Below are 25,873 nucleotides of genomic sequence, written 5' to 3'. Positions count from 1 at the left end.
GGAATTTGGCTGCCGGGCACCAGCCCTGGCATTTTCGGCACCGCAAACCGTTCATCATGTACTGCCCCGTTTTAAAGGACCCTCCCATGAAATACCCCGCCTCTTTGCGCCATGGCTTGCTGGTTTTGTCGGTGGGCCTGGTCACCCTGCCCGCATGGGCCGGTGACGATTGTGATGCGCCGCTCAATCGCTGGCAGACGCGTGAGGCTGTGCGGCAGATGGCAGCCGCACAGGGCTGGCAGATCCATCGGCTGAAGATCGACGACGGCTGCTATGAAATTCGCGGCACGGATGCGCAGGGACGCACCTTCAAGGCCAAGATCGACCCGGAAACCCTGAAGGTGTTGAAGATGAAGCAAGACGACCACCAACGTTCCCGGGAACGCGATCGTGGTCAGGAGGGTGCCGCGCAGCAGGCACGACCGCCGCAACCGGACGGCGCTGCCGCGCCATCGCCTTTGTTGACCCCTGGCAGCGCGCCGCGCGGCCAGATCCAGTAAGCACCAATCCCACAGGAGCATCACCATGTCCAAACCTCTTTTGACCATTTTGGCCACCGCCTGCGCGCTGGCGCTTCCCGCGCTGGCACACAGCCGCCAGGTCACGCTGACCGCCCAGCTCAAGAACTACGGTGGCGACGGCGCCTACCTGGCGGCGTACCTGACCGATGCCAAAGGCGCCTATGTGCGCACGCTGTGGGTGGCCGGCGGCAAGGCGAAGTACCACAAGCACTTGTCCGACTGGAGCCGCCTCTCGGCCGGTGACGCCAAGCGTCTGGACGGCGTCACCGGCGCCAGCGTGGGCGCTGGGCGCACACTCAAGGTCACAGCCGATCTGGCGGATGCACTGATTGACGCGGGCTATGAAATCCGCATCGACGCCGCAGCAGAAGACATGCGCGACAGCCCGTCAGAGGTCCGCGTTCCGCTGTCCAAAGCCAACGCCGGCAAGCCGCAGGCCGGCAAGCAGTACATCCAGTCGGTGACCTTCCAACTCCAGTAAAGGGCTCGTATGGGCTGGAAAGCCATCCACCGCTGGCTGGGCCTGACCGTTGGCACCCTGGCCGTGGTGCTGGGCGTCACCGGAGCCATCCTGGCGATTGATCCGGTGCAGCAGGCGTGGCAGGCACCCGCCGCACCGGGCGATTTGCCCGTGGCCACGCTGGTGGAGCGCGTGACGCGCACCGTCCCGGGCGCGGAAGAAATTCGCCACCTGCCCTCGGGTGCCATCGTGGTGTTCAGTTTTGCCGGCGACCAGCCGCAGGCGTCTTACGTGGACCCCGCCGATGGCCGGGTGCTGGGTGCGTGGCAAGCCTCGGCGCTGCCGCGCTGGGTAAAGAACCTGCACCGCTCGCTGCTGCTCGGCGACGCCGGGCGCTGGGGCGCAGCGGGCATTGCGCTGGCCATGGGCCTGGTGTGCGTTTCTGCGCTGGTGCTGCTGCTGCGGCGCATGGGCGGCTGGCGGCGGCTGGCGGCGCGGGTGCGTGGCTCGCTGGCGCAGCGCATCCATGTGGTCGCGGGCCGTGTGGTGCTCGCAGTCCTGTTCCTGACATCGCTCACGGCGCTGACCATGAGCGCATCGACCCTGGGCCTCGTGGCACTGGACACCAGAACCGAGCCTGAAGTGCTCTCGGTGGTCGCCGGCAAGCCAGCCTTGCCTGGCGCACAGCTTGCCACGCTGCAAGGCCTTGTTGTGCGGGATCTGCACAAGCTGAATTTTCCCGGTATCACCGACCCGGAGGACACCTGGAAGGTCGCCACCGTCCAGGGTCAAGGTTGGATCGACAGGTACTCGGGCCAGATGCTGGCCTGGCAGGACGCCACCTTTGCGCAGCGCGTTTACGACCTCGCCGTGGTGCTGCACACGGGCGAAGCGGCCTGGCCCTGGGCCGTCGTGCTCGGGCTCGTGGGCGCCAGCGTGCTGCTGTTCTGGCTGTCGGGCGTTGTCATCTGGTGGCAAGCACGCCGCCAGGCGCCACACATCACGGGCAACACCCCGCTGGCACAGGCCGACGTGCTCATCTTCGTTGCCAGCGAAGGCGGCAGCACCTGGGGTTTTGCCCAAACGCTGCAGGATGCGCTGAGCCAGGGCGGCCATCGCGTTCACACCAGCGCGCTGGAGAACTTTCGAACCACGGCCGCCACGCGGCAGGTGTTTGTGCTTGCCGCAACCTATGGCGAAGGCCAGGCCCCGGCCCACGCCAGCCACGCCCTGGAGCACATCGCCAGACTCAGCGCCAGCGCTGTGCCGGTGACGGTGCTTGGCTTTGGCGACCGGCAGTTCCCGGCCTTCTGTGCCTTTGCCGAGGCGCTGGATCAGACGCTGCGCGCACAGGGCTGGCCCGCGCTGCTGCCGCTCGAGTGCATCCACCAGCAATCGGGCCAGCAGTTCGCGCGCTGGGGCGTTGCCCTGGCACAGGCGCTGGGAGAACCCCTGGTGCTGGCGCATGTGCCGCGCGTGCCGCCTACCGCGACGCTCACGCTTATAGCGCGCCAGGACTATCCCGGTGCGACCGGGCAGGCCACGGCGATCCTGCGATTTGCGTGGCCTGCACAGGGCTCGGGCGCACGCCTGCGCGGGCACGGTCTGGCGCGGTTTGCAGCCGGCGATCTCGTGGGCATCGTGCCGCCAGGTTCGGCCGTGCCGCGCTACTACTCGCTGGCGTCCGGCTGGGAAGACGGGTTTCTGGAAATCTGCGTGCGTCAGATGCCGGACGGTCTGTGTTCCACGCACTTGCTGGGCCTGCAGACGGGGGACGGCATCACCGCCTTTATCCGGTCCAATCCCGGCTTTGCACTGCCACGAACGCGGCGGCCTGTGTTGTTGATCGGGGCGGGCACAGGCGTGGCACCGCTGGCCGGCTTCATCCGCCGCAACGACAGACGGACCCCGATGCACCTGTACTTTGGCGGGCGCGATCCGGCGCGGGACTTCTACTTCGGCCCCGAAATCCAGCGCTGGCTCGGCGAAGGGCGCCTGGCGACTTTGCAGACGGTGTTTTCCCGCGTGCCCGACGGCGGCGGTTACGTGCAGGACGCCCTGCGCCGCGACGCCGAGCGCCTCCGCGGTCTGCTGGCACAGGGCGCCATCGTGCGTGTCTGCGGCGGGCGCGCCATGGCGCAGGGCGTGGCCGAGACGCTGGACGTGGTGCTGGCACCACTGCAGTTGAGCGTAGCGAAGCTGAAAGCAAAGGAGCGGTATGCCGAAGATGTCTTCTGAACCCGCTGCGCCCTGCAAACGCACCACCCTGCACGGCCCGACCATGGGCACACGCTGGTCGGCCAGTGTCGATGCCGACAACACCATGGACCTGGCGGCCTTGCGCCAGGACCTTGCCGCTGCGGTGGAGCAGGTGGACGAGCAGATGTCGCCCTGGAAACCGGACAGCGACCTCATGCGCCTGAACCGCGCGCCCGTGGACGACTGGGTGGATCTGCCCGCTGAAATGCTGGAGGTACTGGACTGTGCGCTCGATGTCTATCGCCTGAGCGAGGGTGCATTCGATCCGTGCGTTGGGGCGCTGGTTGATGCCTGGGGCTTTGGCGCGGTGCGCGATGCACCCGACGCCCAGGCGATCCGCGCTGCACGCCAGTCCACGCCGCTCACTGCGCACGGGTGCCTGGAGCTGGACAGGCCCGCAGGCCGGGCCCGCAAGCGTGCGCCCTTGCAGCTCGACCTGTGCGGCATTGCCAAGGGATACGCGGTGGACCGCATGGCCCATGTGCTGCAACAGCACGGCGTGCGGCATGCTCTGGCAGCGCTGGATGGCGAGCTCCGCGCCGTGGGCGGTCAGGCCAGCGGCGTGCCCTGGGCGGTGGCGCTCGAACGCCCCGAGGCTGGGCGCCGCGCGGTGCACGGGGTCATCGAACTGGAAGATCTGGCCGTGGCCACCTCGGGCGACTACCGGCGCTATCTGGAGGTGGGCGATGCGCGCCTTGCGCACACCATGGACGCGCGCCGCGGTGCGCCTGTGAACAACGCCGTGGCATCGGTCACCGTGCTGGCGCGTACCTGCATGCAGGCGGACGCCTGGGCCACGGCCTTGCTGGTGGAGGGCGCCAATGAAGGGCTGGCCATGGCACAGCGCATGGGGATGGATGTGTTGTTCCTGCTTCGCCGTCCCGAAGGTCTGGTGGAGGTGGGGCTGGGGCGGTTTGGCAGGCAGGTCTTGCATAAATAGTGTGAACAGGCCCTAGTCAGCACCGCCGCGTCAGGCAGGGTGACCGGATCGCGGGGCTGTACTTCACTGCTTGACGGTCAACTCATCGTGGATGGAGTGGGCGCCCTGGGCGGCCCGTGCGGCGCTGATGGCGGTATCGATCTGCGCCTGGCTTGACACTACACCCGTGAGCCGAACGTCGCCCTTGGTGGTGACGACTGCGATGTCCAGCCCTGCCAGACCGGGTTCCTTGTCCAGTGCAGATTTGACATGGATGGTGATGTCGGCATCTGAAACGTTGGCAACTGCGCTGGCAGCCGGAGTCAGCGTCGCGCCCGGGTTCTCTGCCTTGTTGCATGCGGTCAGCAGCAGCGTGCAGCAGGCGGTCAACAGGAAGACCTGGGTGATGGATTTCATGGGATTCTTTCGTGGGATGTGGGCAAGAAAAGCGCTTTGCTCTGCGGCTTTTCTCTACGGCTTTGCTCGGTGGGAAAGGTTCAAGGGGTTGAGGCCCGGTGGTCTGTCCTGAACCTTGGGGCCATGTTGCAGGCGTGCGACTGAACCTAAGCTGAACAGGATGCGCGTTCGGTGGCGCTTGAGCCAAATCGTTGCGTCATCGACCCGTGTTGGCTCTTTGACGGGGCATATTCAGCGTAGCCTTTGACGAGTCAGGCGTTTTTCGTCGATGGCTGCGTGATAAAGCCCGACATGGGCTTCACGATCGTTGGGGCAAGCGAGGTCTATTTGCTGACCACCCACAGCACCGAGGAAATTTTCGGGCGTTCCCTGCTCGAGGTGTTTCCGGATAACCCGCAGCTGGATGATGCCAACGGCGTCAGGGTGGTGAATGGTTACGTCACGCTGCCTGAGCTGCCGGGCATTGGTTTTTGGGGGCAAGGCGGATTTGTATGTGGTGATGAAAGAGCTGGCGGCCTGAACCCCGGCGAGGACGGCGGGCGGACGGGTGCGCGTGGAGCTTGCGGGCGGGCCCACGACGCGCAGCAAGCTGCCGGCGCCGGTCGAGTCCCCGCCCCGCGGCCTGCGCGCGGACACTTCCCGCGACCAGGACCTCTGAACAGCCAAGCGGCGCTTTTCCGCAAGGCCTTCAGTATGTTTTCGGCCAACACCGGACCGGCTGGGCAGCCGAAATCGAACCCGGGTCTGAAGTTCCGGCAGCGGGCATCTACATCGACGAATCCCATATCCGCACACAATTGCGCCCCCCGGATTTGGCCGCATACAGAGCCTTGTCGGTGCGGTCGATGGACGTTTCCACCGGGATGTCCGGGTCGAGGAGCGTCAAGCCGAAGGAGGCGGAAATATGGATGGGTTCTTTTTGGCCGATGTCTATTTCCAGTGCGGCGATTCCTTCCCGGAGTTCATTGACCCTGTCATGGCATGGGGTCAAGTCGGCATAGGGCATGCTGAGAAGGAATTCTTCCCCGCCGTAACGGAACACCTTGTCGTAGGGACGGAGATGCTTGATCAGGTACTGAACTGTTGCGGTCAAAACGAGGTCACCCGCGTGGTGCCCATGGAGATCGTTGACAGCCTTGAAATGATCCAGGTCCATCATGGCAATGTAGTTGACCTGGACACGGCGCTTCACCAGTTCTTGTTGCTCACGCAATGTTGGCAATATGCCGGCCCGGACGAGCGCCCCGGTCAGCGGATCGTGGTTGAACAGCGTGTCTTCCAGCTCCCTTTCCAGACCAATAATTTCAAGCCGCAGGCGGTCGAGCGCATTGGCAAAGTTATCGTAGTCGGTGCCGGGAATGGGTCGACCGGCCTCCTCGGCGATGAGCAGCTGCCCGGCCAGGCGGTGCATGCGCTGGTGCTCCTCTCCCATGGCGAGGAATCCGGGGTGGTCACGCAGTTTTTCGGCCGCTTTGCTGTAATACCATTGGCCGAAGCGGCATTCCATGTGGGCCAGAGGGGCGGTTTCACGCTTGTCGCCTGGCAGCTTGCATACGAGCGAGCGGATCAATGCACTGTGCCATTGTTGGTGGTTGTAGAGAGCTTCTTTGAGTTGTGCGATAACGCCTGGCATTTCATCGCGAGGGAGTTCATTGAGTGACATGGTTTTTTCCCCTGCGAATTGTTTGCATCGGTTTTCAGCGCGTGCCCCGATGCCAGTTTGCATGAGCATGGGGGGAGATACTTGCAACAGGATAACCGCAGAATCGCGTTCGGGCCCAAGCGGCTTGAACAGCCATGACCGAAGCTTGCCGAGTTTCGATCTCGTCGTGGAAAGAGGATGCCCGGGGTTGTTGCTATAGCCCAGCTCCAGGGGAGCCTCTTTGGAGGCTGCAGCAATGGCAGTAGCCCCGTAGTCCTGGAGATCGTCATGGCCTGTCGTATGACGCGTCAGGCCTTCAGCGCCCTCAGCACAGTCTCGGCAGTAGCTGGCGCATCGAGCCGAACCGCACCCGGCCGTGCTGCCGCCACCGCGTCCTTCAGCGCCTCCAGCACGCTGATCGCCAGCATGAAGGGCGGTTCGCCGACCGCCTTGCTGCCGAACACGTTGTCCTCGCGGTTCGGCTCGGGCCAGAGATCCACCTTGAAGTGTTCGGGGATGTCGCCGGTCGCCGGGATCTTGTAGGTGCTGGGCGCGTGGGTGCTCAGCAGGCCCTTGTCATTCCACACCAGCTGCTCCGTCGTGAGCCAGCCCATGCCCTGCACAAAGCCGCCTTCGATCTGGCCGATGTCGATCGCCGGGTTGATGCTGGTGCCCACGTCATGCAGGATGTCGACCTTGAGCACGCGGCTTTCACCGGTCAGCGTGTCGATGGCGACCTCGCTGCAGGCGGCGCCGTAGGCGAAGTAGTAAAACGGCCGGCCGGTGAGGGTGGTCTTGTCGTAGTGGATCTTGGGTGTGCGATAAAAACCGTCGCTCCAGAGCTGGATGCGGTTGGCGTAGGCCAAACGCACCACCTCCGGGAAGGACCGGCTGCCTTTGGGCGAACTGATGGCACCACCGGCAAACGACACGGCGCCGGCGCCGCAGCCGTCCAGGCCCGCCACAAACTGCGCCAGGTTGTCACGCACATTGCGCGCGGCATACTGCGCGGCGCGCGCGTTCAGGTCGGTGCCGGCCGAGGCGGCGGTGGCCGAGGCGTTGGGTATCTTGCTGGTGTCGCTGGCCGTGGCCAGCACGTCGTCAAAGGCCACGCCGAGTTCGTCGGCGACGATCTGCGCGACCTTGGTGTTCAGCCCCTGGCCCATCTCGGTGCCGCCGTGGTTCACCTGCACGCTGCCGTCGGTGTACACATGCACGAGTGCGCCGGCCTGGTTGAACAAGGTGGCGGTGAAGGAGATGCCGAACTTGACCGGCGTGATGGCGATGCCGCGCTTGATCACCGGGCTTTTTGCGTTCCATGCCGAAATGGCCTTGCGCCGGCTCCGGTACTGCGCAGACAGCTCCAGTTTTGATAGCAACGGATCGAGAATGTTGTCCTCGACCTTCATCTGGTAATGGGTGGTGTTCCTGTCTTCCACGCCGTACAGGTTGCGCATGCGCACATCCAGCGGGTCCAGGGCCAGATGCCGCGCGATGTCGCCGAGGATGGTCTCGATCAGCACCACGCCTTGCGGCCCGCCGAAGCCACGGAAGGCGGTGTGGCTCTGCGTGTTCGTCTTGCAGCGGTAGGACGCGATTTCCACGTCTTCCAGAAAATAGGCGTTGTCGGTGTGGAAAATCGCGCGGTCAGCCACCGGGCCACTCAGGTCGGCGCTGAAGCCGCAGTTGGCGGTCATCAAAAGTTTGAGGCCGTGCAATCGTCCGGTCTCGTCAAAACCCACGCTGTAGTCGTAGGCAAAGGGGTGGCGCTTGCCGGTGACCAGAAAGTCGTCGTCGCGGTCCAGCCGCAGCTTGATGGGGCATTGGAATTTGTTCGCGGCAATCGCGGCCCACACGGCGAGGTGGCCGGCCTGCGTTTCCTTGCCGCCGAAGCCGCCGCCCATGCGCCGGCACTCGACGCGCACCGCGTGGTTGGCTGTCCCCAGCGCGTGCGAGACCCAGTGCTGCACCTCGCCCGGGTGCTGGGTGCTGGAATACACCAGCCACTGGTTCTGCTCCTGCGGCACCACGTAGGCGATCTGGCCTTCGAGGTAGAAGTGCTCCTGGCCACCGACCTCGAGTTGACCGCTCAGGGTGTGCGGGGCCGAGGCCAGCGCCTGCGCCGCGTCGCCGCGTTTCACAAACACCGGCGGCAACACATAGTTTTCGGCCTTGAGCGCATCGCGCACCTTCAGGATGGCCGGCAGTTCCTCGATCTCGAGTTTGACCTTTCGCGCGGCGCGGCGTGCCTGCATCACCGAGCTGGCAACCACGAGGCCGATGACCTGGCCGATGTGCTCGACGGTATCGGTGGCAAACACCGGTTCGTCATGCACAAAGGTGGCCAGCAGCGGGTCGCCCGGAATGTCGTCTGCCAGAACGACACCGCGCACGCCGGGCATGGCCAGCGCGGCCGTGGCATCCACGCCCCGCAGCCGGCCGTGGGCGACGGTCGAGAGGATGGGCGCCGCGTACAGGGTGCCGCGCGCCTCCAGGATGTCGTCCACATAGGTTGCGGCACCTGCCACCTGCGCGCGGGCGCTTTCGTGTTTGTGCGACTTGCCGGAGGCGCCACGGGCGGGCCTGTTCGCTGCGGCGGGGGCGGCCACGGTCGGCACAGGGACCACGGGCACAGCCGGGTTGTCGGCGCGGCTGACCGGGCCTTCGTTGTGGTTCTTTTCCCGCGCGTTCATGCGGATTCCTCCACGAGCACAAAGGATTCCAGATTGATCTGCTGCAAACCCTGGCTCTCCAGCCAGAAGCGCTGCAGCAGGTTGCCCAGCACCTCGCTGCGGTAGGCGCCGGAAGCGCGCATGTCGGAGATCGGTGAAAACTCGGCGCGCAGGGTGGTGATGGCCTGCTGCACGGTGGCGCTGGTCCAGGGCCGGCTGGTGAGGTCGGCTTCAGTGAGCACCGCGCGCACCGGCGTGGCCGCCACGCCGCCGGCGCCTATAGAGGCTTTCAGCACCTTGCCGTCCTCGATCTGCAGGTTCAGTGCCAGGCAGACGGCCGAGATGTCGTCGTCATACCGTTTGGAAATCTTGTAGACCCGGAGCAACTCCTGCCCCTCACCCCAGCCCTCTCCCCTGAGGGGCGAGGGAGCAGGAGCGCCTGGTTTTCCTCCCTCTCCCGCCGGGAGAGGGCTGGGGTGAGGGCGCACCGGCCGCGGCACCTTGATCCAGGCCAGCACCTCGTCTTTGGCCATCACATTCTTGCGGTAGCCGGTGTAGAGCTGCTCCAGCGGCAGCTCGCGGTGGCCGCGCAGGCTCATCAGCACGACATTCGCGCCGAGCGCGATCAGCAGCGGCATCGAGTCGCCGATCGGCGAACCGTTGGCCACGTTGCCGCCCAGGGTGCCGGCGTTGCGCACCGGCAGGCCGGCAAAACGATGGGCAAAGGCCTGCAGCTGCGGCCGGTCGGCCACCAGCGCGGCAAAGGCGTCGGCCAGCGTGACGGCCGCGCCGATGGCGACGTGGTGGCCGTAATGCTCGACCCGCCGGAGTTCCTCCACCCGTGTCACGTCCAGCACCTGGCCGAACTGCATGTGCATCTTGGTCACCCAGAGTCCGACGTCGGTGCAGCCGGCGACGAGCTGGGCGTCGGGGTGGGCGGCGCGGGCGGCCAGCAGCTCCGCCAGGGTCCGCGGCGCGTTATAAGATAAATCGGCCTCCAGCCCTTTCCGGGTCTGCGCAAGCAGCTCCAGTTTTGATAGCAATTCGGCCTCGTTGACCTGCACGGCGGGCAGTGTTGCCATCTGCTGCGCAGCGTCAAAAATAGGCCGGTAGCCGGTACAGCGGCACAGGTTGCCTGACAGATCCTGCTGCGCCAGCTCGCGGGTGATGGGTGTACCGCAAGCAACGTGGTTTTGGTACATGCCAAACAGGCTCATGACAAAACCGGGGGTGCAAAAGCCGCATTGGGAGCCGTGGCACTGCACCATCGCTTCCTGCGCCGGGTGCAGCGTGCCGTCGGCGGCGGCCAGGTCTTCCACCGTCCACAGTGCCTGGCCATCAATCGAATGCGCCAGCTTGATGCAGCTGTTGACCGCCCGGTAACGGAGACGTCCGCCTTCGGCCTCGCCGACCACCACCGTGCAGGCACCGCAGTCGCCTTCGCCGCAGCCTTCCTTGGTGCCGGTGCACCCCAGGTCCTCGCGCAGCACCTCCAGCAGCGTGCGGCTGGGTGGTACATTGGCGAGCGCGACCACCTCGCCCCCCCGGATGAATTGAATGGTTTTGAGAGGCGATTGAATGTCCATATTTACTAGGGTAAACCCAATCGCGCGATGCGGGTATACCCATCGCCATATCAAGCCGATGCACAAAAAGGTATGAAAGACCAGGCCTTATTCGACAAGATAGACCTCCATCTCATAAGGGTCTTGAACACCGTGCTGACCGAACGCAGCGTTTCGCGCGCCGCCATCCGCCTTGGAATGTACCAACCCGCCGTCAGCGCGGCGCTCAAACGCCTGCGCGAGCTGGCGGGTGACCCGCTGCTGGTGCGTTCGGGCGCCGGCATGGTACCCACCGACGCCGGCCTGCGCATGATCGACCCCTCGGCGCGCATTCTCCGGGCGGCCGAGGTGCTGTTCAGCGACGCACGCGGCTTTGATCCGGCCACCGCCACCAGCACCTTCAGCCTGGCCTGCAGCGACTACATGGACCCGCTGTTCTTGCCGCAGCTCGTGGCGCAGATCAAGAACCAGGCGCCGCTGTGCCATGTGGACATTCATCCGCTGTCGGGCGAGTCGGACTACCGCACCCGGCTGGCGCAGGGCGAGGTCGACATCGTGGTCGGCAACTGGCCAGCGCCGCCCGGCGACCTGCACATGGCACGCCTGTTCGGCGACGAAGTGGTGTGCCTGGTGGCCAAAGACCACCCGGCGGCACGCCGCGGCTGGGACAGCGCGAGCTGGCTGGCCGCCGAACACGTGGCGCCGACGCCCACCCACCCGGGCGCCAAGGGCGTGATCGATGAACACCTGGACAAGCTGGGCCTGCAGCGCAACATCACGGTGCGCTGCCCGCATTTCGGCCTGATTCCCGCCATGGTGGCCTCCAGCCTGCTGGTGCTGACCACCGGCCGCCAGTACTGCGAGCGTTACACCGGGGCCCTGCCGCTGAAGATCCTGCCCTGCCCGGTAGACTTCCCCCGCATGATGTATTACCAGCTCTGGCATGAGCGCACCCATGCTTCGGCGTCGGCCAAATGGCTGCGCGACCGTGTCAAGACGGTGGCTTCGGCGCTACGAAAAGAATAGCTGCTTGCGCTTTCTGCACAAGGGCCAGGGCCCTAAAACATATATAAGAACCAAGAGACAATGCCTGCTTCCACTGTTCCTTCCGACCCACCGTCCGACCCGCCGTCCGCTGCGGCGCCGCGCCTGCGGCTGACCGGCATCACCAAGGCCTACCCGGCGGTGGTCGCCAACAGCGATGTGTCGCTGACGGTGTTGCCCGGCGAGATCCACGCCGTGCTCGGCGAAAACGGCGCCGGCAAATCGACGCTGATGAAAGTCATCTACGGCGCGGTCAAGCCCGACGCCGGCCGGGTCGAGGTCGATGGCCGCAGCGTGGTGATCCGCAACCCGCAGGAGGCGCGGGCGCTGGGCATCGCCATGGTGTTCCAGCATTTCAGCCTGTTCGACACCTTGACCGTCGCGGAAAACGTCTGGCTCGGCCTGGGCAAGAGCCTGAGCCTGGGCGAAGTCTCGCGCCGCATCATCGCCACCACACAGGAGTACGGCCTGCAGCTCGAACCCACGCGGCCGGTGCACACGCTGGGTGTCGGCGAGCGCCAGCGTGTGGAGATTGTCCGTTCGCTGCTGACCGACCCCAAACTCCTGATTCTTGACGAACCGACCTCGGTGCTGACGCCGCAGGCGGTGGAGAACCTGTTTGTCACCTTGCGCCAGCTGGCCGCGCGCGGCTGCAGCATTCTGTACATCAGCCACAAGCTGCACGAGATACGTGCGCTGTGCACGGCCTGCACGGTGCTGCGCGGCGGCAAGGTCACCGGCGTCTGCGATCCGCGCGAGGAGTCCAACGCCTCGCTGAGCCGCCTGATGATTGGCGCGGAGCCGCCGGCCCTGGAGCACCGCGAGCAGCCCGCCGGCGCCGTGGTGCTGGAAGTGCGCGACCTGAGCCTGGCGCGGGAAGACCAGTTCGGCGTGGACCTGCAGCACATTGCGCTGACGGTACGCGCCGGCGAGGTGGTCGGCATTGCCGGCGTCTCGGGCAACGGCCAGAAGGAGCTGCTGTATGCGCTGTCGGGTGAAGACATCCGTGCGGCGGGCGACAGCATCCAGGTCGCGGGGCAGGGCGTGGGCCGGCTTGGCCCCATGCAGCGTCGTGCGCGGGGCCTGCATTTCCTGCCCGAAGAGCGGCTGGGGCGCGGTGCCGTGCCGACGCTGAGCCTGGCGCAGAACCTGCTGCTCACCCGAAGCGATGCGGTGGGCCGCGGCGGCTGGCTCAAGCTCGGTGCCCTGCAGGCGCAGGCGGCCGGCATCATTGCACGCTACCAGGTCAAGGCCGGCGGCCCGCAGGCGGCGGCGCAGTCGCTGTCGGGCGGCAACCTGCAAAAATTCCTGGTCGGCCGCGAGATCGAGGCCCAACCCACCCTGCTGATTGTTTCGCAACCGACCTGGGGGGTGGACGTGGGCGCTTCGGCGCAAATCCGCGGCGAGCTGCTCAAGCTGCGCGACAAGGGCTGCGCGGTGCTGGTGGTCAGCGAAGAGCTCGAAGAACTGTTTGACATCTGCGACCGCCTTTACGTGATGGCCAAGGGCCAGATCTCACCGGCCTTGCCGCGTGCCGACGCGACGGTGGAACTGGTCGGGCAGTGGATGAGCGGGTTGTGGAACGACCATGCCGTGGAGGGTGCCCATGCTCAAGCTTGAAGCCCGGCCGCAGCCCTCGAAATGGTGGAGCCTCGGCTCGCCGCTGCTGGCGCTGCTGATCACGGTGGTGATCGGCGTGTTGCTGTTTGCGGCGCTGGGCAAGGACCCGGTGCGCGGCCTGCAGATCTTTTTCTGGGAACCGGTCAAGTCGCCCTATGCGCTGAGCGAGCTGATGGTCAAGGCGACCCCGCTGCTGATCATTGCGCTGGGCCTGGCCGTGTGTTTTCGCTCCAACGTCTGGAACATCGGCGCCGAGGGGCAGTTTGTCATCGGCGCGGTGGCGGCCGGCGGCGTGGCCCTGCTGGCCGACAAAACCACCGGGCCCTGGATAGTCCCCGCCATCATCGCGGCCGGTGTGTTGGGTGGCATGGCCTGGGCCGGCATCACGGCACTGCTGCGCGACCGCTTCAACGCCAATGAAATCCTGGTCAGCCTGATGCTGGTTTATGTGGCCGACATGGTGCTCAGCTACCTGGTGTTCGGCCCCTGGAAAGACCCGCAGGGCTATAACTTCCCGCAGACCAAAACCTTCGAGGCGGTGACGCAGATTCCGCGCCTGATGGCCGGCTCGCGCGTCAGCATCGGCCTGTTGATCGGTCTGGCCGGCGCGCTGGCCTTGTGGCTTTTCCTGTTTCGCACCCGCGCCGGTTTTGCCCAGCAGGTCGGTGGCCTGGCGCCCGCCGCGGCGCGTTACGCCGGCTTTTCGTCGCGCAAGGCCTTGTGGGTGGCGCTGCTGACCTCCGGCGGTGCCGCCGGTCTGGCTGGCGCGCTGGAGGTGGCCGGCCCGATCGGCCAGCTCACGCCCTACGTGCCGGCCGGTTACGGTTTTGCCGCGATCATCGTGGCTTTTGTCGGGCGCCTGCACCCGGCCGGCATGGTGTTTTCGGCGATCCTGATGAGCATGTTCTACATCGGCGGAGAGCTGGCGCAGTCGCGCCTGGGCCTGCCCAAGTCGTTGACCGGGGTGTTCCAGGGCCTGCTGCTGTTCAGCCTGCTGGCCTGCGACACGCTGATCAGCTACCGCGTGCGCTGGACGGGCCGCGCCAAACCCGTCATGAAAGGCGCCCGCTGATGGACTCCTACGCCTTGCTGCTGGCAGCGACCCTGAGCGCCGGCACCGTGCTGGCGATTGCTTCGCTGGGCCTGCTGATCAATGAAAAAGCCGGCATCGTCAACCTGGGCGCCGAAGGCATGATGTTGTGCGCCGCGATTGCAGGCTTTGCCGCCGTGGTGCACAGCGGCAACATCTGGCTCGGTTTTGCAGCCGGCATGGCGGCCGGCGCCTTGCTCGCGGCCATCTTCGGTGTGCTGGTGATCTGGCTCAATACCAACCAGTACGCGACCGGGCTCGCGCTGAGCCTGTTTGGTGCGGGCTTCTCGGCCTTTGCCGGCATCAAGTACGTGCAGGAGAAGCTCCCCGAGCAGGGCCAGTACGCCTTGCCCTGGCTCGGTGACCTGCCTTTTGTCGGGCCGGCGCTGTTTCGCCAGCACCCCATGGTTTACATCGCCATGGCGCTGACGGTCGGACTGATCTGGTTTTTGTACCGCACCCGCGCCGGTCTGGTGCTGCGTTCGGTCGGCGAAAGCCCGGAGTCGGCGCATGCACTCGGTTACCCGGTGCGGCGCATCCGCCTGGCGGCGGTGGTGGCCGGCGGCGCGTTGTGCGGTCTGGCCGGTGCCTATGTCTCGGTGGTCTACACGCCGCTGTGGGTGGAAGGCATGATTGCCGGCAAGGGCTGGATTGCGCTGGCCCTGACCACCTTTGCCACCTGGCGCCCGGCACGGGTGTTGCTTGGTGCTTACCTGTTCGGTGGCGTGACCATGCTGCAGTTTCACCTGCAGGGGCTGGGCGTGGATGTGCCGCCCCAGTTCCTGACCATGCTGCCTTACCTGGCGACCATCGTGGTGCTGGTGCTGATTTCGCGCAACCCGCGCTGGATCAGGCTGAACATGCCGACATCGATTGGAAAGCCTTTCTACCCCGGTTCATGATGTTCCCGGCCCATAATCTGGGTTTGCCACCTCGCCAACCGTTAATCACAACCGTTAACCGCAACCGTCGTTACAGGAGATGACATGACTGACTTACAAAAACGCTCACTGCTCAAGCTGGCTGCCCTTTCCGCAGTTGCTTCCGCGGCCCTTATCGGTTGCGGCAAAAAGGAAGAGCCCGCACCGCCTCCGGCCGCCGCGCCTGTGGCCGCACCGGCTCCGGCCAAAGTGGAGCCTTTGAAGATTGCATTCGCCTATGTCGGCCCGGTTGGCGACGGTGGCTGGACTTTTGCGCACGACAACGGCCGCAAGGAAATCGAAAAGGAATTTGGCGACAAGGTGGTCACCAGCTTCGTCGAAAAAGTCCCCGAGTCGGCCGATGCTGAACGCGTGATCCGCGACATGGCCAGCCAGGGCAACAAGCTGATCTTCGGCACCACCTTCGGCTACATGGAGCCCATGCTCAAGGTGGCCGCCGACTTCAAGGACGTGAAGTTCGAACACGCCACCGGCTACAAGACCGCGGACAACCTGCGCACCTACGACAGCCGCACCTACGAAGGTGCCTACATGGCCGGCGTGATCGCCGGCAAGATGAGCAAGACCGGCACGTTGGGTGTGGTCGGCTCGGTGCCGATCCCCGAGGTGGTGCGCAACATCAACAGCTTCACGCTGGGTGCGCAGTCGGTCAACCCCAAGGTCAAGACCAAGGTGGTCTGGGTCAACGAGTGGTTCAACCCGCCGAAAGAAACCGAAGCCGCCACCGCGCTGATCAACGGCGGCGCGGACGTGTTGTTCCAGAACACCGACTCGTCGGCCGTGCTGCAGACCGCCGAGAAGATGAACAAGCGCGCTTTCGGCTGGGACTCGGACATGACCGCCTACGGTCCCAAGGCCCACCTCGGTTCGGCCGTGATCAACTGGGGTCCTTACTACGTCAAGGCCGTCAAGGACGCGCTTGAAGGCAAGTGGGCGACAGGCCAGACCTGGTGGGGCGTGAAAGAAGGCGCCATCGACATGGTGTCGATTGCCGCCGACGTGCCCGATGACACCAAGAAACGCATCGACGAGATCAAGGCCGGCCTCAAGGATGGCAGCTTCTCGATCTGGAAAGGCCCCATCATGGACAACACCGGCAAGGAGCTGGTGGCCAAGGACGCCGTGGCCGACGACAAATTCCTGGGCGGCCTGAAGACCTACGTCAAGGGCGTGGAAGGCAAAGTCCCTGGCAACTGATGCCTGATACCGTGCGGTACGGCGGCGCCAGGCCGCTGACCGTGCAGTAGCAAAGCCCAAGCCGCCTCCGGGCGGCTTTTTCTGTTTTTGGAGCCGACATGAATTCCGTCCGACCTGTATCCCCCGACCGCCTGCCCGATCTGCTGCGCGCCATGCCCAAGGCCGAGTTGCACATCCACATCGAAGGCTCGCTCGAGCCCGAGCTGATCTTTGCGCTCGCCCGGCGCAACGGCATCCAGCTGCCGTACGCGAGCGTGGATGACCTGCGCCGCGCCTATGCTTTTACCAACCTGCAGAGTTTCCTGGACATCTATTACGCCGGCGCCAGTGTGCTGATCACCGAGCAGGATTTCTACGACATGACACGGGCCTACCTGGAGCGGGCTGCGCAGGACAACGTGATCCACACGGAAATATTCTTTGACCCGCAGACCCACACGGCGCGCGGGATCCCCATGGAAACCGTGATCAAGGGACTGCACCGCGCCTGTGTCGATGCGCGGGCCGAGCTCGGCATCAGCGCCGCGCTGATCCTGTGTTTCCTGCGCCATCTCAGCGAGGAAGAAGCCTTCGAGACGCTGGAGCAGGCCCTGCCGTTCCGCGACCTCATCATCGGTGTGGGGCTGGACTCCGGCGAGGTCGGCAACCCGCCCGAGAAGTTTGCGCGTGTGTTTGCACGCTGCCGCGAACTCGGCCTGCACCTGGTGGCGCATGCGGGCGAGGAGGGCCCGCCGGAATACATCTGGACGGCCCTGGACCTGCTCAAGGTCGAGCGTATTGACCATGGCGTGCAGTCGGCCAAAGACCCGTCGCTGATGCAGCGTCTGGCCAAAGACCGCATCGCCCTGACGGTGTGCCCGCTGTCCAACCTCAAGCTGTGTGTGTTTCCGGACCTGGCCCGGCACAACCTGCGCCAGTTGCTCGATGCCGGACTGGCCGCGACCGTCAACTCCGACGACCCGGCTTATTTCGGCGGCTACATGAACGAGAACTTCACGCAGACCTTTGCGGCCACCGGCATGGATGCGCAGCATGCGTGTACGCTGGCGAGCAACAGTTTCGAAGCCAGCTTCGCCGCCGCGGCGGCCAAACGTGGCCACCTGGAGCGGCTGGCCGCCTGTTTCGAGAGTTTTCGCTAGGGCCTGTCAACGCTCAGGACTTGGCGTCCCGGTTGACCCAGGGGTCGGGTGCTGCGCCGGGGGAGGCCGGGGCTTCCGGCAGACCCACCACGGTCCTGACCGCCCGCATCAGCGCGTCGGCCTCGAAAGGTTTGGTGACATAACCGTCGGCGCCACCGGCCAGGCCCTTGATCACGGATTCACGTGTGGCTTTGCCGGTCAGCATGATGACCGGGACGTTTTTCAGGGCCGGGTGCTGGCGCAGCCGGAGCAGGATGTCGAAACCGTCGGCGTCGGGCAGCATCACGTCGAGAAGAATCAGGTCGGGAATCGGGGGCTTGCGGAATTCGGCCACCACTTCTGCCCGGTTGCCCGCCAGCCGGACCTGGAAGCCTTCGAAGGAGAGATAGGTCTGGATGAATTTGGCGAGCATGGGCTCGTCGTCCACCACGATGGCCGACAGTATCTCCCCGGGCGCCAGCTTGCGGGCTGGTCCGCGGCCGCGCGCGATGCTGACGTAGTAGCCGGCCTTCTTGAGGGACGCAGCGCCCGAGTCGGCCTCGGCTTCGGCCTTGGACAGGGCGAGCTGGTTGAGCTGGATGTTGAACTGTTCGGTAAAGGGGTCGCTCTCCGCATGCGCCAGCAGTCCGCGAATCAGCAGGCTCTGCAGGGTTGCTGCGAGTGTTTCGACGGGGACAGCAGGCATGCCTGCACTGATTTGCGCGAAGCTCAGGATGCCGTCGATGCGGATCAGCAGCTCAATCTCGGCCGGCGGCAGCGTGGTCGCGCCGCTTCGCAGTTCCTGCTGGCCCTTGGGCGTGAGTTGGTAAACGTCGTTGTCATGCATGGTTACCGGCTTTCTTTGGGTACATGGTCTCCGCAGCCCCGCAAGCGGGTCATGTTTTTCAGGCGATTATCCTCGCATGGCTCCGGCTCGGGCTGACCCGGTGTGCTACTGTGTGTACAGGACAATCCGCCGCGTGGCGGCGGGACCCGTCCTACCGACAGAGCCGCACCCATGAAACGCCTGATTACCGTCCTTGCCCTGATGTGCCTGAGCGCCGGCGCCGCCGCGCAATGGACACCGGTCATGGTCGACCCCGCGGTCGTCACCTACATCGATCGCACCACCCTGCGCGGCAAGGGCGGCATGGTCAGGATGTGGTGGCTGATGGACTACCAGCTGGTGCAGATCACCGACGAAAAAGGCTACTTCTCGCGCCTGCACCACAGCGAATTTGACTGCAAGGGTCAGCGCGTGCGCGTGCTCTCGGTGGCGCTGCTGTCCGAGCCCATGGGCCTTGGCCAGACCGTCTTCGAAGACCCGTTGCCGCGCAAATGGGAGGCCGTGCGGGACGGCTCCTTCCAGGATGCGTTGTGGGACATTGCCTGCGTGGCCTACTAGCCCGTGGATATGGAGCCCCCACGCTCCCCCACTGCGTGTGGGTCGCTGCCCCCCGAGGGGGCGCTGCGCCTGCGGCCCGGCGAAGCCGGTTCCGCGGCCCCTGCTTGAAAAGAGATGCCTTCCGCAGTCGCTTGTTGTTACCCCGTTCGTCCTGAGCCTGTCGAAGGATGCCCCGCAAGCCGTTAAAATAGCGATTCACCCGCGTGCTGTCCCGGCGCGCTGGTGTTTTTATTTTCCGGGGCCATGTAGAGGACCACCATGTACAAAAACCTCGCTGCCGCGCTCGCGGCCGCCTGTTTTATTTCACCCGTTTTTTCCCAACCCGCTGCGCCCGCCAAAGAGCCTTTGAAAATCGGCTTCGTTTATGTGGCGCCGCTGACCGATGCCGGCTGGGTGCGCCAGCATGATGACGCCCGCAAGGCCGTTGAGACGGCGCTGGGCAACCGGGTCAAAACCACCTATGTTGAAAACGTTCCCGAGGGGGCCGATGCCGAACGCGTGATCCGCGACCTGGCCAGCCAGGGCCACCGGCTCATCTTCACGCCCAGCTTTGGCTACATGGAGCCGACGCTGAAGGTGGCGAAGGACTTTCCTGACGTGAAATTCGAGTCCATCACCGGCTACAAGACCGCCCCCAACGTTGCGGTGGCCAATGCACGTTATTACGAAGGCCGCTACCTGGCCGGCATTGCTGCCGGCCGTCTCGCATCCAGCGCCGGCTATGTCGCGGGTTTTGCCATTCCCGAGGTGATCCAGGGCATCAACGCCTTCACGCTGGGCATGCGTTCGGTCAATCCGAAAGCCGAAGTGAAGGTGGTCTGGCTGGGCGCCTGGTTTGACCCGCCGCGCGAACGCGAAGCGGCGATGACACTGTTCAACCAGGGTGTGGAAGTGATCGCTTTTCACACCGGCTCCACTGCGGTGATGAGCGCGGCCCAGGAGCGCGGCAAGCTGGCCATTGCCTACCATTCGGACATGCGCAAGGTGGCGCCCGACGCACAGGTCCTGGCAGTCACGCACCAGTGGGGCGACTACTACACCCGCCGTGCGCGGGCGGTGCTCGACGGCAGCTGGAAAAGCGGCGCGGTGTGGGGCGGCGTGAAGGAGGGCATGATCCGCGTCGACAGCTTCGGCCCCAAGGTGCCGAAAAAAGTGGTTGAGGAGGTGCTCGCGCGGCAGAAGGACATCGCTGCCGGCAAGCTGCACCCTTTCCGGGCGCGTACGCCGCTGCTGGACAACGAGGGCCGCGAGGTGCTGGCGGCCGGCAAGACGCTGTCGGACGAGCAGATCCTGGGCATGAACTTCCTGGTGCAGGGCGTCCAGGGCAAGCTGGCCAAATAGACCTTATGCGGGCCGGCATATCGGCGGACCCCGCCGCTGCGGTAAGCTTTCCTGGATGAAAGCCTGGCGCGCCTCCCTTCTTTATTTTCCCGCACCGGCGCAGGCCCAGCTGGAAACCGACGGCCTGCTGGTGGTCGGTCCGGACGCCGTTGGCCGTCAGGTCGTGTTGGCCGTGGGCAGCTACAGCGAACTGGCGTCGCGTTTTCCCGGACTTGACGTCACCCACCTGCCGGGCCGCATCATTGCGCCCGGTTTTGTGGACATGCACATCCACTACCCGCAGCTCGACGTGATCGGCTCACCCGCTGAAGGCCTGTTGCCGTGGCTTGAGAACTACACCTTTCCGCATGAAAGCCGGTTTTCGGATGCCGCGCACAACAGCGAAGCGGCCAATTTTTTTGTGGATGAACTGCTGCGCCACGGCGTGACGACGGCGCTGGCCTTTGCCACCTCGCATCCCGAGTCGGTGGATGCCCTGCTTGGCGAAGCGCAGCGCCGCAGCTTGCGAATGATCGCCGGCAAGGTGTTGCAGGACCAGAACTCGCCGGATGGCGTGCGCGACGCTACCCAACAAAGCCTGCTTGACACCGAGGCGCTGATCACGCGCTGGCACGGCGTGGACCGGCTCGGTTACGCGATCACGCCGCGTTTTGTGCCCAGTTGCAGCGAAGCGCAGCTGCGCGGCGCCGGCGAGCTGGCCGCCCGCTACGCCGATGTCTGGATCCAGTCGCATGTGGCCGAGAACAAGGATGAAATTGCCTGGGTGCGCGAACTGTACCCGCAGGCGCGCAGCTACCTCAGCGTGTACGAACAGTTTGGCCTGTTGCGTCCGCGCGCTGTGTACGCCCACTGCATCCACATCGACGACGAGGACCGCGCGCTGCTGCGAGCCACCGGCACGGCCGCGGCCGTCAGCCCGACCAGCAACCTGTTTCTCGGCAGCGGCTTTTTTGACTACGCCGCCGCCGACCGCGCTGGTTTTCCCTATGGCCTGGCGAGCGACGTGGGCGGCGGCACCAGTTTCAGCCCCTTTCACACCATGCTCGCTGCGTATTACGTGGGCCGGGAAGGGCAGACCAAGCCCGGCGTGTCACTCAAGCCGCAGCAGTTGTGGTGGCAACACACCGGCGGCGCGGCGCGGGCGCTGGGCCTGGAGGGTGTGGTGGGCAACCTGCTGCCCGGCTGCGAGGCCGACTTTCTGGTGCTCAACCCGCAAGCTACGCCGCTGCTGGCGCGCAAGACGGCGCAGGCCGCCAGTCTGGACGAACTGCTGTTTGCGCTGATCGTGCTGGGGGACGACCGCGTGGTCGAGCAAACCGTGATTTCGCAGGCGCAAGCGGCCTGAGCCTCAGTTTTTTCGACGTTTTACAAGAAAAATCAGCCTCCAGCCCATACGGGACGGGCGCAAGAAGCTATCAGATTTATAGTAAACCTGATGCCGACCTGTCCCTGCCGCAGCTTGCCTACAATTGGCGGCAACGCAAGGAACCTTCCGAATGAGCATCAAAAGCGACAAATGGATACGCCGCATGGCCGAGACCACCGGCATGATCGAACCTTTCGAGCCGGGCCAGATCCGCGAAAGCGAAGGCAAGAAGATCATCAGCTACGGCACCAGCAGCTACGGCTACGACATCCGCTGTGCGCCCGAGTTCAAGGTGTTCACCAACATCCACAGCACGGTGGTCGACCCGAAAAACTTCGATGAAAAGAGTTTTGTCGACTTTCACGGCGACAGCTGCATCATCCCGCCCAACAGCTTCGCGCTGGCCCGCACGCTGGAGTACTTTCGCATCCCGCGCAACGTGCTGACCATCTGCCTGGGCAAAAGCACCTACGCGCGCTGCGGCATCATCGTCAACGTCACGCCCTTCGAGCCCGAATGGGAGGGTTATGTGACGCTGGAGTTCTCCAACACCACGCCGCTACCCGCGAGGATCTACGCGGGCGAAGGCTGCGCGCAAGTGTTGTTTTTCGAGAGCGATCCCGACGACGTCTGCGAAGTCAGCTACAAGGACCGCGGCGGGAAGTACCAGGGCCAGGTCGGGGTGACCCTGCCCAAGGCCTAGTTCTATACCCTCCGACGTGGATGTGGGTGGTGATGACCGCGCCGGTGGTTGTCCAACAGGAAGCGCTTGCATCAATGAAAAAAAGCTGACGTTGTCAGCTTTTTTTGTCTGGTGGCGCGTTATCGCCTGACCAGCTGCAGGCTATTTGACCAGCAGCACCGGAATGTCGCTGTCGGTGACCACGCGCTGGGCCACGCTGCCCATGACGGCGCGGCCGAGAATGCCGTGGCCGTGGGTGCCCATGACAATCATGTGCGCCTTTTCGCGCTTGGCGGCGCGCGCCACTTCCGCTGCGGGTGATCCGGCGACCCAGATCGTGCGGTATTGCAGCTTGTGGCGCTTGAGGAAACGCTCGATGGGGTCCAGCACTTTCTTGGCTTCGTCCTCATAGTAGGCGTTGACGGTGCTCGCACCCACCATGCCCTTGACGCGCGGAGGAACGGGCGGCTGGACGTTGAGCACCACCACTTCATCCTCGGGGCCGGCCAGGCTTTCGTGCGTGACGAGAAAAGCCAGGGCCTTTTTGGTGTATTTGCTGCCGTCAGCGGCGAACAGGACTTTCATTATTTCTCCTTGTGCTGGATAAAAACCGGTTTTGAAAAACCAGTTTAGCGCAACACCAGCACGGGAACACTGCTGTGTGTCAGCACATGCTGGGTTTCGCTGCCCAGCAGGACGCGTTTGATGCCCTTGCGGCCATGCGAGGCCATGACGATGAGGTCGCATTTGTGTTTTTTCGCGGCCGAGATGATGGACTCGGCAACCAGGTCGGAACGCGCGACGACAGCCTTGGCCTTGAGGCCTTCGGCCTGTGCCTGCAGTTGCACCGCATCCACCACAGCCTGGCCTTTGTCGGCCCATTGCTTTTCGGTGCGGGCCACGTCCTGCGCCGAAATCGTGATGCCGCCTTCGAAATAGCTGACCGGGTAACGCGGCACCACATAAAGCGCGACCAGTTCGGCTCCGACGACGCCGGCCAGATCAATGGCGCTGCGCACGGCTTTTTTCGAGAGGGTGGAGCCATCGGTGGCAACGAGGATGCGTTTATACATGGCGGGGTCTCCTGAGGGTTGATGCGAGGTTTGCAGCTTAGGCTGGCGACCGTCCGGTGCGCTTGATCCATGTCAAGCGGGTGTCACCGCGACAGGGTAGGCTTGCCCCATGCACACTGCCACCCTCGATTCCGGCGCCGCGCAACAGGCCTTGCGCTGGTCTGCTCTGGACGAGCGCGCCGAATGGGAGGGCTTCAGCCGGCCGCTGCCTGGGCGCACGGACCTGTGGGAGTCCTACCTCGCGATCGAGGGCATGCATTGCGCGGCCTGCTCGCTGACGGTGGAGGAGGTGCTGCAAAAGCTTCCCGGCGTGGACAACGTGCAGGTCAACGGCGCCAGCGCGGTGGCCCGTGTGGCCTGGGCGCCCGACCAGGGCCGGCCCTCCGCCTGGCTGGCCGCGCTGCAGCGGGCCGGTTATGGTGCGCTGCCCGCCGGCGACATGCTGGCTGCGGCGCCGCGTATCCAGGCCCAGCGCATGATGCTCTGGCGCTGGCTGGTGGCGGGCTTTTGCATGATGCAGGTCATGATGTACGCCTTTCCGGCCTACATCGCCGAGCCGGGCGACATCTCATCCGAAGCCCAGAGCCTGCTGCGCTGGGCGTCCTGGGTGCTGACCCTGCCGGTCGTGCTGTTTTCCTGCTGGCCGTTTTTCTCTTCAGCGCTGCGTGATCTGCGCAACCGGCGTGTCGGCATGGACGTGCCGGTGGCACTGGGCATTCTCATTGCGTTCGGTGCCAGCTCGGCCGCCACCTTCGATCCGGCTTCGCGCTGGGGCGCAGAGGTCTGGTACGACTCGGTCACCATGTTTGTGTTCTTCCTGCTCTCCGGACGCCTGCTGGAGCAGCGCCTGCGTGACCGAACCGCCGGCTCTCTCGAGGCGCTGATGCGCAGCCTGCCCGACGGCGTGGAGCGGCAGGGGGCGGACGGCACTTTCGAGCGTGTGGCCGTGCGCCGCCTTGTACCGGGCGACCTGATCCGCTTGCTGCCCGGTGACGTGATCCCGGCCGACGGCACGGTGACGGCCGGCGAGAGCCAGGTCGATGAAGCCCTGCTCACCGGCGAGTCCACGCCGCTGCAACGCCGCGTTGGCAGCGCGGTGATTGCCGGCAGCCACAACCTGAACGGCATGCTGCTGGTGCGGGTGGAACGCGCAGGCAGCGAGACCCGTTATGCCGCCATGGTGGCGCTAATGGAGCAGGCCTCGGTGCAGAAGCCGCGCCTGGCGCGAATCGCCGACCGCATCGCCGGGCCTTTTGTGCTGCTGGTTTTGCTGGCCAGCGCTGGTGCGGCGATCTGGTGGTGGCCATCCGACCCGGTGCATGCGATCAGCGTGGCCGTGGCGGTGCTGATTGTGACCTGTCCCTGCGCGCTCTCGCTCGCCACGCCGGCGGCGACGCTGGCTGCTGCCGGCGCCCTGGCGCGGCGCGGTGTGCTGGTGCGCCGGCTGGAGGCGCTGGAGAGCTGCGCCATGGTGGACACGGTGGTGTTCGACAAGACCGGCACGCTGACTGAAGACCGCATGGCGGTGACCGTCAGCCGGACTCGCGAGGGCACCCCTGCCGTGCAGGCCCTGTCGCTGGCGGCGGCGCTGGCGCAGCATTCCCTGCACCCACTGTCGCGTGCCATTGTCCAGGCGGCGGGGATCGTGCCAGGGCCTGCTGTGGATGTCACCGAAGTTTCCGGTCAGGGTTTGCAGGGCCATGCCGCTGCCGGCGCTGGCGGGAAGCTGTACGCCATGCGCCTCGGGTCGGCCGCATTTTGCGGGGCACCGGCCGATGTCCAGGCCGCGGGCGGCCCGCAGGTGCATTTGTCGGATGAACAGGGCTGGCTTGCCAGTTTTGAGATGGATGAGGCCCTGCGGCCAGACGCCAGGCCGGCGGTGGGAGCGCTGCACGCTCTGGGCCTGCAGGTGCAACTGCTTTCCGGCGACCTGATGGCCGCTGTCACGCGCCTGGCTGCGCGCGCGGGCATCGACAAGGCGTACGGACAGCGTACGCCGGAAGGCAAGCTGACCCATGTGCGCGAGTTGCAGCAGCAGGGCCGGCGCGTTGCCATGGTTGGCGACGGCATGAACGACGGGCCGGTGCTGGCCTGTGCCGATGTGTCGGTCGCCATGGGCCAGGCCGTCCCGCTGGCGCAGGCCCAATCCGACTTCATCGTGCTGGGTGGCCAGCTGGCTGGGGTGTCCGCATTGCTGCAGCATGCGCGCCGTACCCGCGTCATCGTGCGCCAGAACCTGTTGTGGGCGGCCCTCTACAACGCCGTGTGTGTGCCTCTGGCCATTCTCGGCTTCATGCCGCCCTGGCTGGCCGGACTGGGCATGGCCGCCAGTTCGCTGCTGGTTGTACTCAATTCAGCCCGGCTGGCCCGTATGCCGGGATAATAGAATTACTCCATGGACATTCTTTTTCTCTTGATTCCCCTGTCGGTCGGACTGGCGCTGCTGATTATTGTTGCGCTGGCCTGGGCCGTCTGGCGCGGCCAGTTTGACTCCGTGGAAGCCGAAGGTGAGCGCATTCTTCGATCGGATTGACTTGCATC

Annotated in this window: 24 protein-coding genes; 16 read left to right on the top strand and 8 right to left on the bottom strand. The window is 65.2% G+C overall.

From position 1 onward, the window contains the following. The first annotated feature begins 86 nt into the window (after positions 1-86). Genes B7X65_RS03900 through B7X65_RS03885 form a run of 4 tightly spaced genes read left to right on the top strand, consistent with a single transcriptional unit; the run spans position 87 to position 4,180 of the window. Complete coding sequence (locus B7X65_RS03900; RefSeq protein ID WP_293592863.1) at positions 87-500, top strand: PepSY domain-containing protein; 414 nt, start codon at positions 87-89, stop codon at positions 498-500. Positions 501-525: 25 nt separating this feature from the next. Beyond that, positions 526-1,002 carry a DUF2271 domain-containing protein gene (locus B7X65_RS03895; protein ID WP_293592861.1) on the top strand — a complete coding sequence of 159 codons (477 nt, stop codon included), beginning with the start codon at positions 526-528 and terminating at the stop codon, positions 1,000-1,002. Between the two features lie 9 nt (positions 1,003-1,011). Then, positions 1,012-3,219 carry a PepSY domain-containing protein gene (locus B7X65_RS03890; RefSeq protein WP_293592859.1) on the top strand — a complete coding sequence of 736 codons (2,208 nt, stop codon included), beginning with the start codon at positions 1,012-1,014 and terminating at the stop codon, positions 3,217-3,219. Continuing rightward, positions 3,200-4,180, top strand: a complete 981-nt coding sequence (locus B7X65_RS03885; protein WP_293592857.1) for an FAD:protein FMN transferase — start codon at positions 3,200-3,202, stop codon at positions 4,178-4,180. The genes B7X65_RS03890 and B7X65_RS03885 overlap by 20 nt, the downstream gene beginning before the upstream one ends. A gap of 63 nt (positions 4,181-4,243) precedes the next feature. Here B7X65_RS03885 and B7X65_RS03880 read toward each other — a convergent pair whose 3' ends face one another. The 5 genes from B7X65_RS03880 to B7X65_RS03860 all read right to left on the bottom strand — a co-directional run bounded on the left by B7X65_RS03880 (position 4,244) and on the right by B7X65_RS03860 (position 10,476). Further along, a complete protein-coding gene (locus B7X65_RS03880) occupies positions 4,244-4,576 on the bottom strand; it encodes a BON domain-containing protein (RefSeq protein WP_293592855.1) in 333 nt (110 codons plus the stop codon). Positions 4,577-4,807: 231 nt separating this feature from the next. Further along, positions 4,808-5,056, bottom strand: a complete 249-nt coding sequence (locus B7X65_RS03875) for a hypothetical protein (RefSeq protein WP_293592853.1) — start codon at positions 5,054-5,056, stop codon at positions 4,808-4,810. A gap of 286 nt (positions 5,057-5,342) precedes the next feature. After that, entirely contained in the window at positions 5,343-6,239 is an 897-nt protein-coding gene (locus B7X65_RS03870) for a diguanylate cyclase (protein WP_293592851.1), read from the bottom strand. A 287-nt stretch (positions 6,240-6,526) separates the two neighbouring features. After that, positions 6,527-8,911, bottom strand: coding sequence for a xanthine dehydrogenase molybdopterin binding subunit (gene xdhB, locus B7X65_RS03865; RefSeq protein WP_293592849.1), 2,385 nt, complete (start codon positions 8,909-8,911; stop codon positions 6,527-6,529). Further along, positions 8,908-10,476, bottom strand: a complete 1,569-nt coding sequence (locus tag B7X65_RS03860) for an FAD binding domain-containing protein (protein WP_293592847.1) — start codon at positions 10,474-10,476, stop codon at positions 8,908-8,910. The genes xdhB and B7X65_RS03860 overlap by 4 nt, the downstream gene beginning before the upstream one ends. 72 nt (positions 10,477-10,548) lie before the next feature. Between B7X65_RS03860 and B7X65_RS03855 the strand changes: the two genes are divergently transcribed. The 6 genes from B7X65_RS03855 to B7X65_RS03830 all read left to right on the top strand — a co-directional run bounded on the left by B7X65_RS03855 (position 10,549) and on the right by B7X65_RS03830 (position 17,486). Further along, a complete protein-coding gene (locus B7X65_RS03855; RefSeq protein WP_293592845.1) occupies positions 10,549-11,481 on the top strand; it encodes a LysR family transcriptional regulator in 933 nt (310 codons plus the stop codon). Positions 11,482-11,541: 60 nt separating this feature from the next. Next, positions 11,542-13,119 carry an ABC transporter ATP-binding protein gene (locus tag B7X65_RS03850; RefSeq protein ID WP_293592843.1) on the top strand — a complete coding sequence of 526 codons (1,578 nt, stop codon included), beginning with the start codon at positions 11,542-11,544 and terminating at the stop codon, positions 13,117-13,119. Beyond that, entirely contained in the window at positions 13,106-14,191 is a 1,086-nt protein-coding gene (locus B7X65_RS03845) for an ABC transporter permease (protein WP_293592841.1), read from the top strand. The genes B7X65_RS03850 and B7X65_RS03845 overlap by 14 nt, the downstream gene beginning before the upstream one ends. Beyond that, the gene (locus tag B7X65_RS03840; RefSeq protein WP_293592839.1) at positions 14,191-15,111 is read left to right on the top strand and encodes an ABC transporter permease; all 921 of its coding nucleotides are present in this window, start codon (positions 14,191-14,193) and stop codon (positions 15,109-15,111) included. The genes B7X65_RS03845 and B7X65_RS03840 overlap by 1 nt, the downstream gene beginning before the upstream one ends. A gap of 84 nt (positions 15,112-15,195) precedes the next feature. Beyond that, on the top strand, positions 15,196-16,347 hold the full coding sequence (locus B7X65_RS03835; RefSeq protein WP_293592837.1) for a BMP family ABC transporter substrate-binding protein: 1,152 nt from the start codon (positions 15,196-15,198) through the stop codon (positions 16,345-16,347). 98 nt (positions 16,348-16,445) lie between these two features. Then, a complete protein-coding gene (locus tag B7X65_RS03830; protein ID WP_293592835.1) occupies positions 16,446-17,486 on the top strand; it encodes an adenosine deaminase in 1,041 nt (346 codons plus the stop codon). A 13-nt stretch (positions 17,487-17,499) separates the two neighbouring features. On the opposite strand, the gene B7X65_RS03825 is transcribed toward B7X65_RS03830, so the two are convergent. Next, on the bottom strand, positions 17,500-18,312 hold the full coding sequence (locus B7X65_RS03825; RefSeq protein ID WP_293592833.1) for a response regulator: 813 nt from the start codon (positions 18,310-18,312) through the stop codon (positions 17,500-17,502). 171 nt (positions 18,313-18,483) lie between these two features. On the opposite strand from B7X65_RS03825, the gene B7X65_RS03820 reads away from it, so the two are divergent. The 4 genes from B7X65_RS03820 to dcd all read left to right on the top strand — a co-directional run bounded on the left by B7X65_RS03820 (position 18,484) and on the right by dcd (position 22,280). Continuing rightward, positions 18,484-18,870, top strand: coding sequence for a surface-adhesin E family protein (locus B7X65_RS03820; RefSeq protein ID WP_293592831.1), 387 nt, complete (start codon positions 18,484-18,486; stop codon positions 18,868-18,870). 258 nt (positions 18,871-19,128) lie between these two features. Next, positions 19,129-20,211: a BMP family ABC transporter substrate-binding protein gene (locus B7X65_RS03815; protein WP_293592829.1), complete on the top strand. Its 1,083-nt coding sequence runs from the start codon at positions 19,129-19,131 to the stop codon at positions 20,209-20,211. Positions 20,212-20,266: 55 nt separating this feature from the next. After that, positions 20,267-21,556, top strand: a complete 1,290-nt coding sequence (guaD, locus tag B7X65_RS03810; RefSeq protein WP_293592827.1) for a guanine deaminase — start codon at positions 20,267-20,269, stop codon at positions 21,554-21,556. Between the two features lie 151 nt (positions 21,557-21,707). Next, a complete protein-coding gene (gene dcd, locus B7X65_RS03805; RefSeq protein WP_293592825.1) occupies positions 21,708-22,280 on the top strand; it encodes a dCTP deaminase in 573 nt (190 codons plus the stop codon). Positions 22,281-22,421: 141 nt separating this feature from the next. Here dcd and B7X65_RS03800 read toward each other — a convergent pair whose 3' ends face one another. Together B7X65_RS03800 and B7X65_RS03795 are read right to left on the bottom strand one after the other, a co-directional pair. Beyond that, complete coding sequence (locus B7X65_RS03800; protein ID WP_293592823.1) at positions 22,422-22,844, bottom strand: universal stress protein; 423 nt, start codon at positions 22,842-22,844, stop codon at positions 22,422-22,424. A 44-nt stretch (positions 22,845-22,888) separates the two neighbouring features. After that, positions 22,889-23,332, bottom strand: a complete 444-nt coding sequence (locus tag B7X65_RS03795) for a universal stress protein (protein ID WP_293592821.1) — start codon at positions 23,330-23,332, stop codon at positions 22,889-22,891. A 109-nt stretch (positions 23,333-23,441) separates the two neighbouring features. Here B7X65_RS03795 and B7X65_RS03790 point away from each other — a divergent pair, with 109 nt between their 5' ends. Further along, entirely contained in the window at positions 23,442-25,715 is a 2,274-nt protein-coding gene (locus tag B7X65_RS03790) for a cation-translocating P-type ATPase (RefSeq protein ID WP_293592819.1), read from the top strand. 12 nt (positions 25,716-25,727) lie between these two features. Then, on the top strand, positions 25,728-25,865 hold the full coding sequence (gene ccoS / locus B7X65_RS03785; RefSeq protein ID WP_293592817.1) for a cbb3-type cytochrome oxidase assembly protein CcoS: 138 nt from the start codon (positions 25,728-25,730) through the stop codon (positions 25,863-25,865). Positions 25,866-25,873 lie beyond the last annotated feature (8 nt).

The sequence above is a fragment of the Polaromonas sp. 39-63-25 genome, assembly GCF_002278925.1.
Lineage (GTDB): Bacteria > Pseudomonadota > Gammaproteobacteria > Burkholderiales > Burkholderiaceae_C > Polaromonas.
The sequence above is the reverse complement of the archived record's forward strand: the minus strand, read 5'-3'. Positions and strand labels throughout refer to the sequence as shown.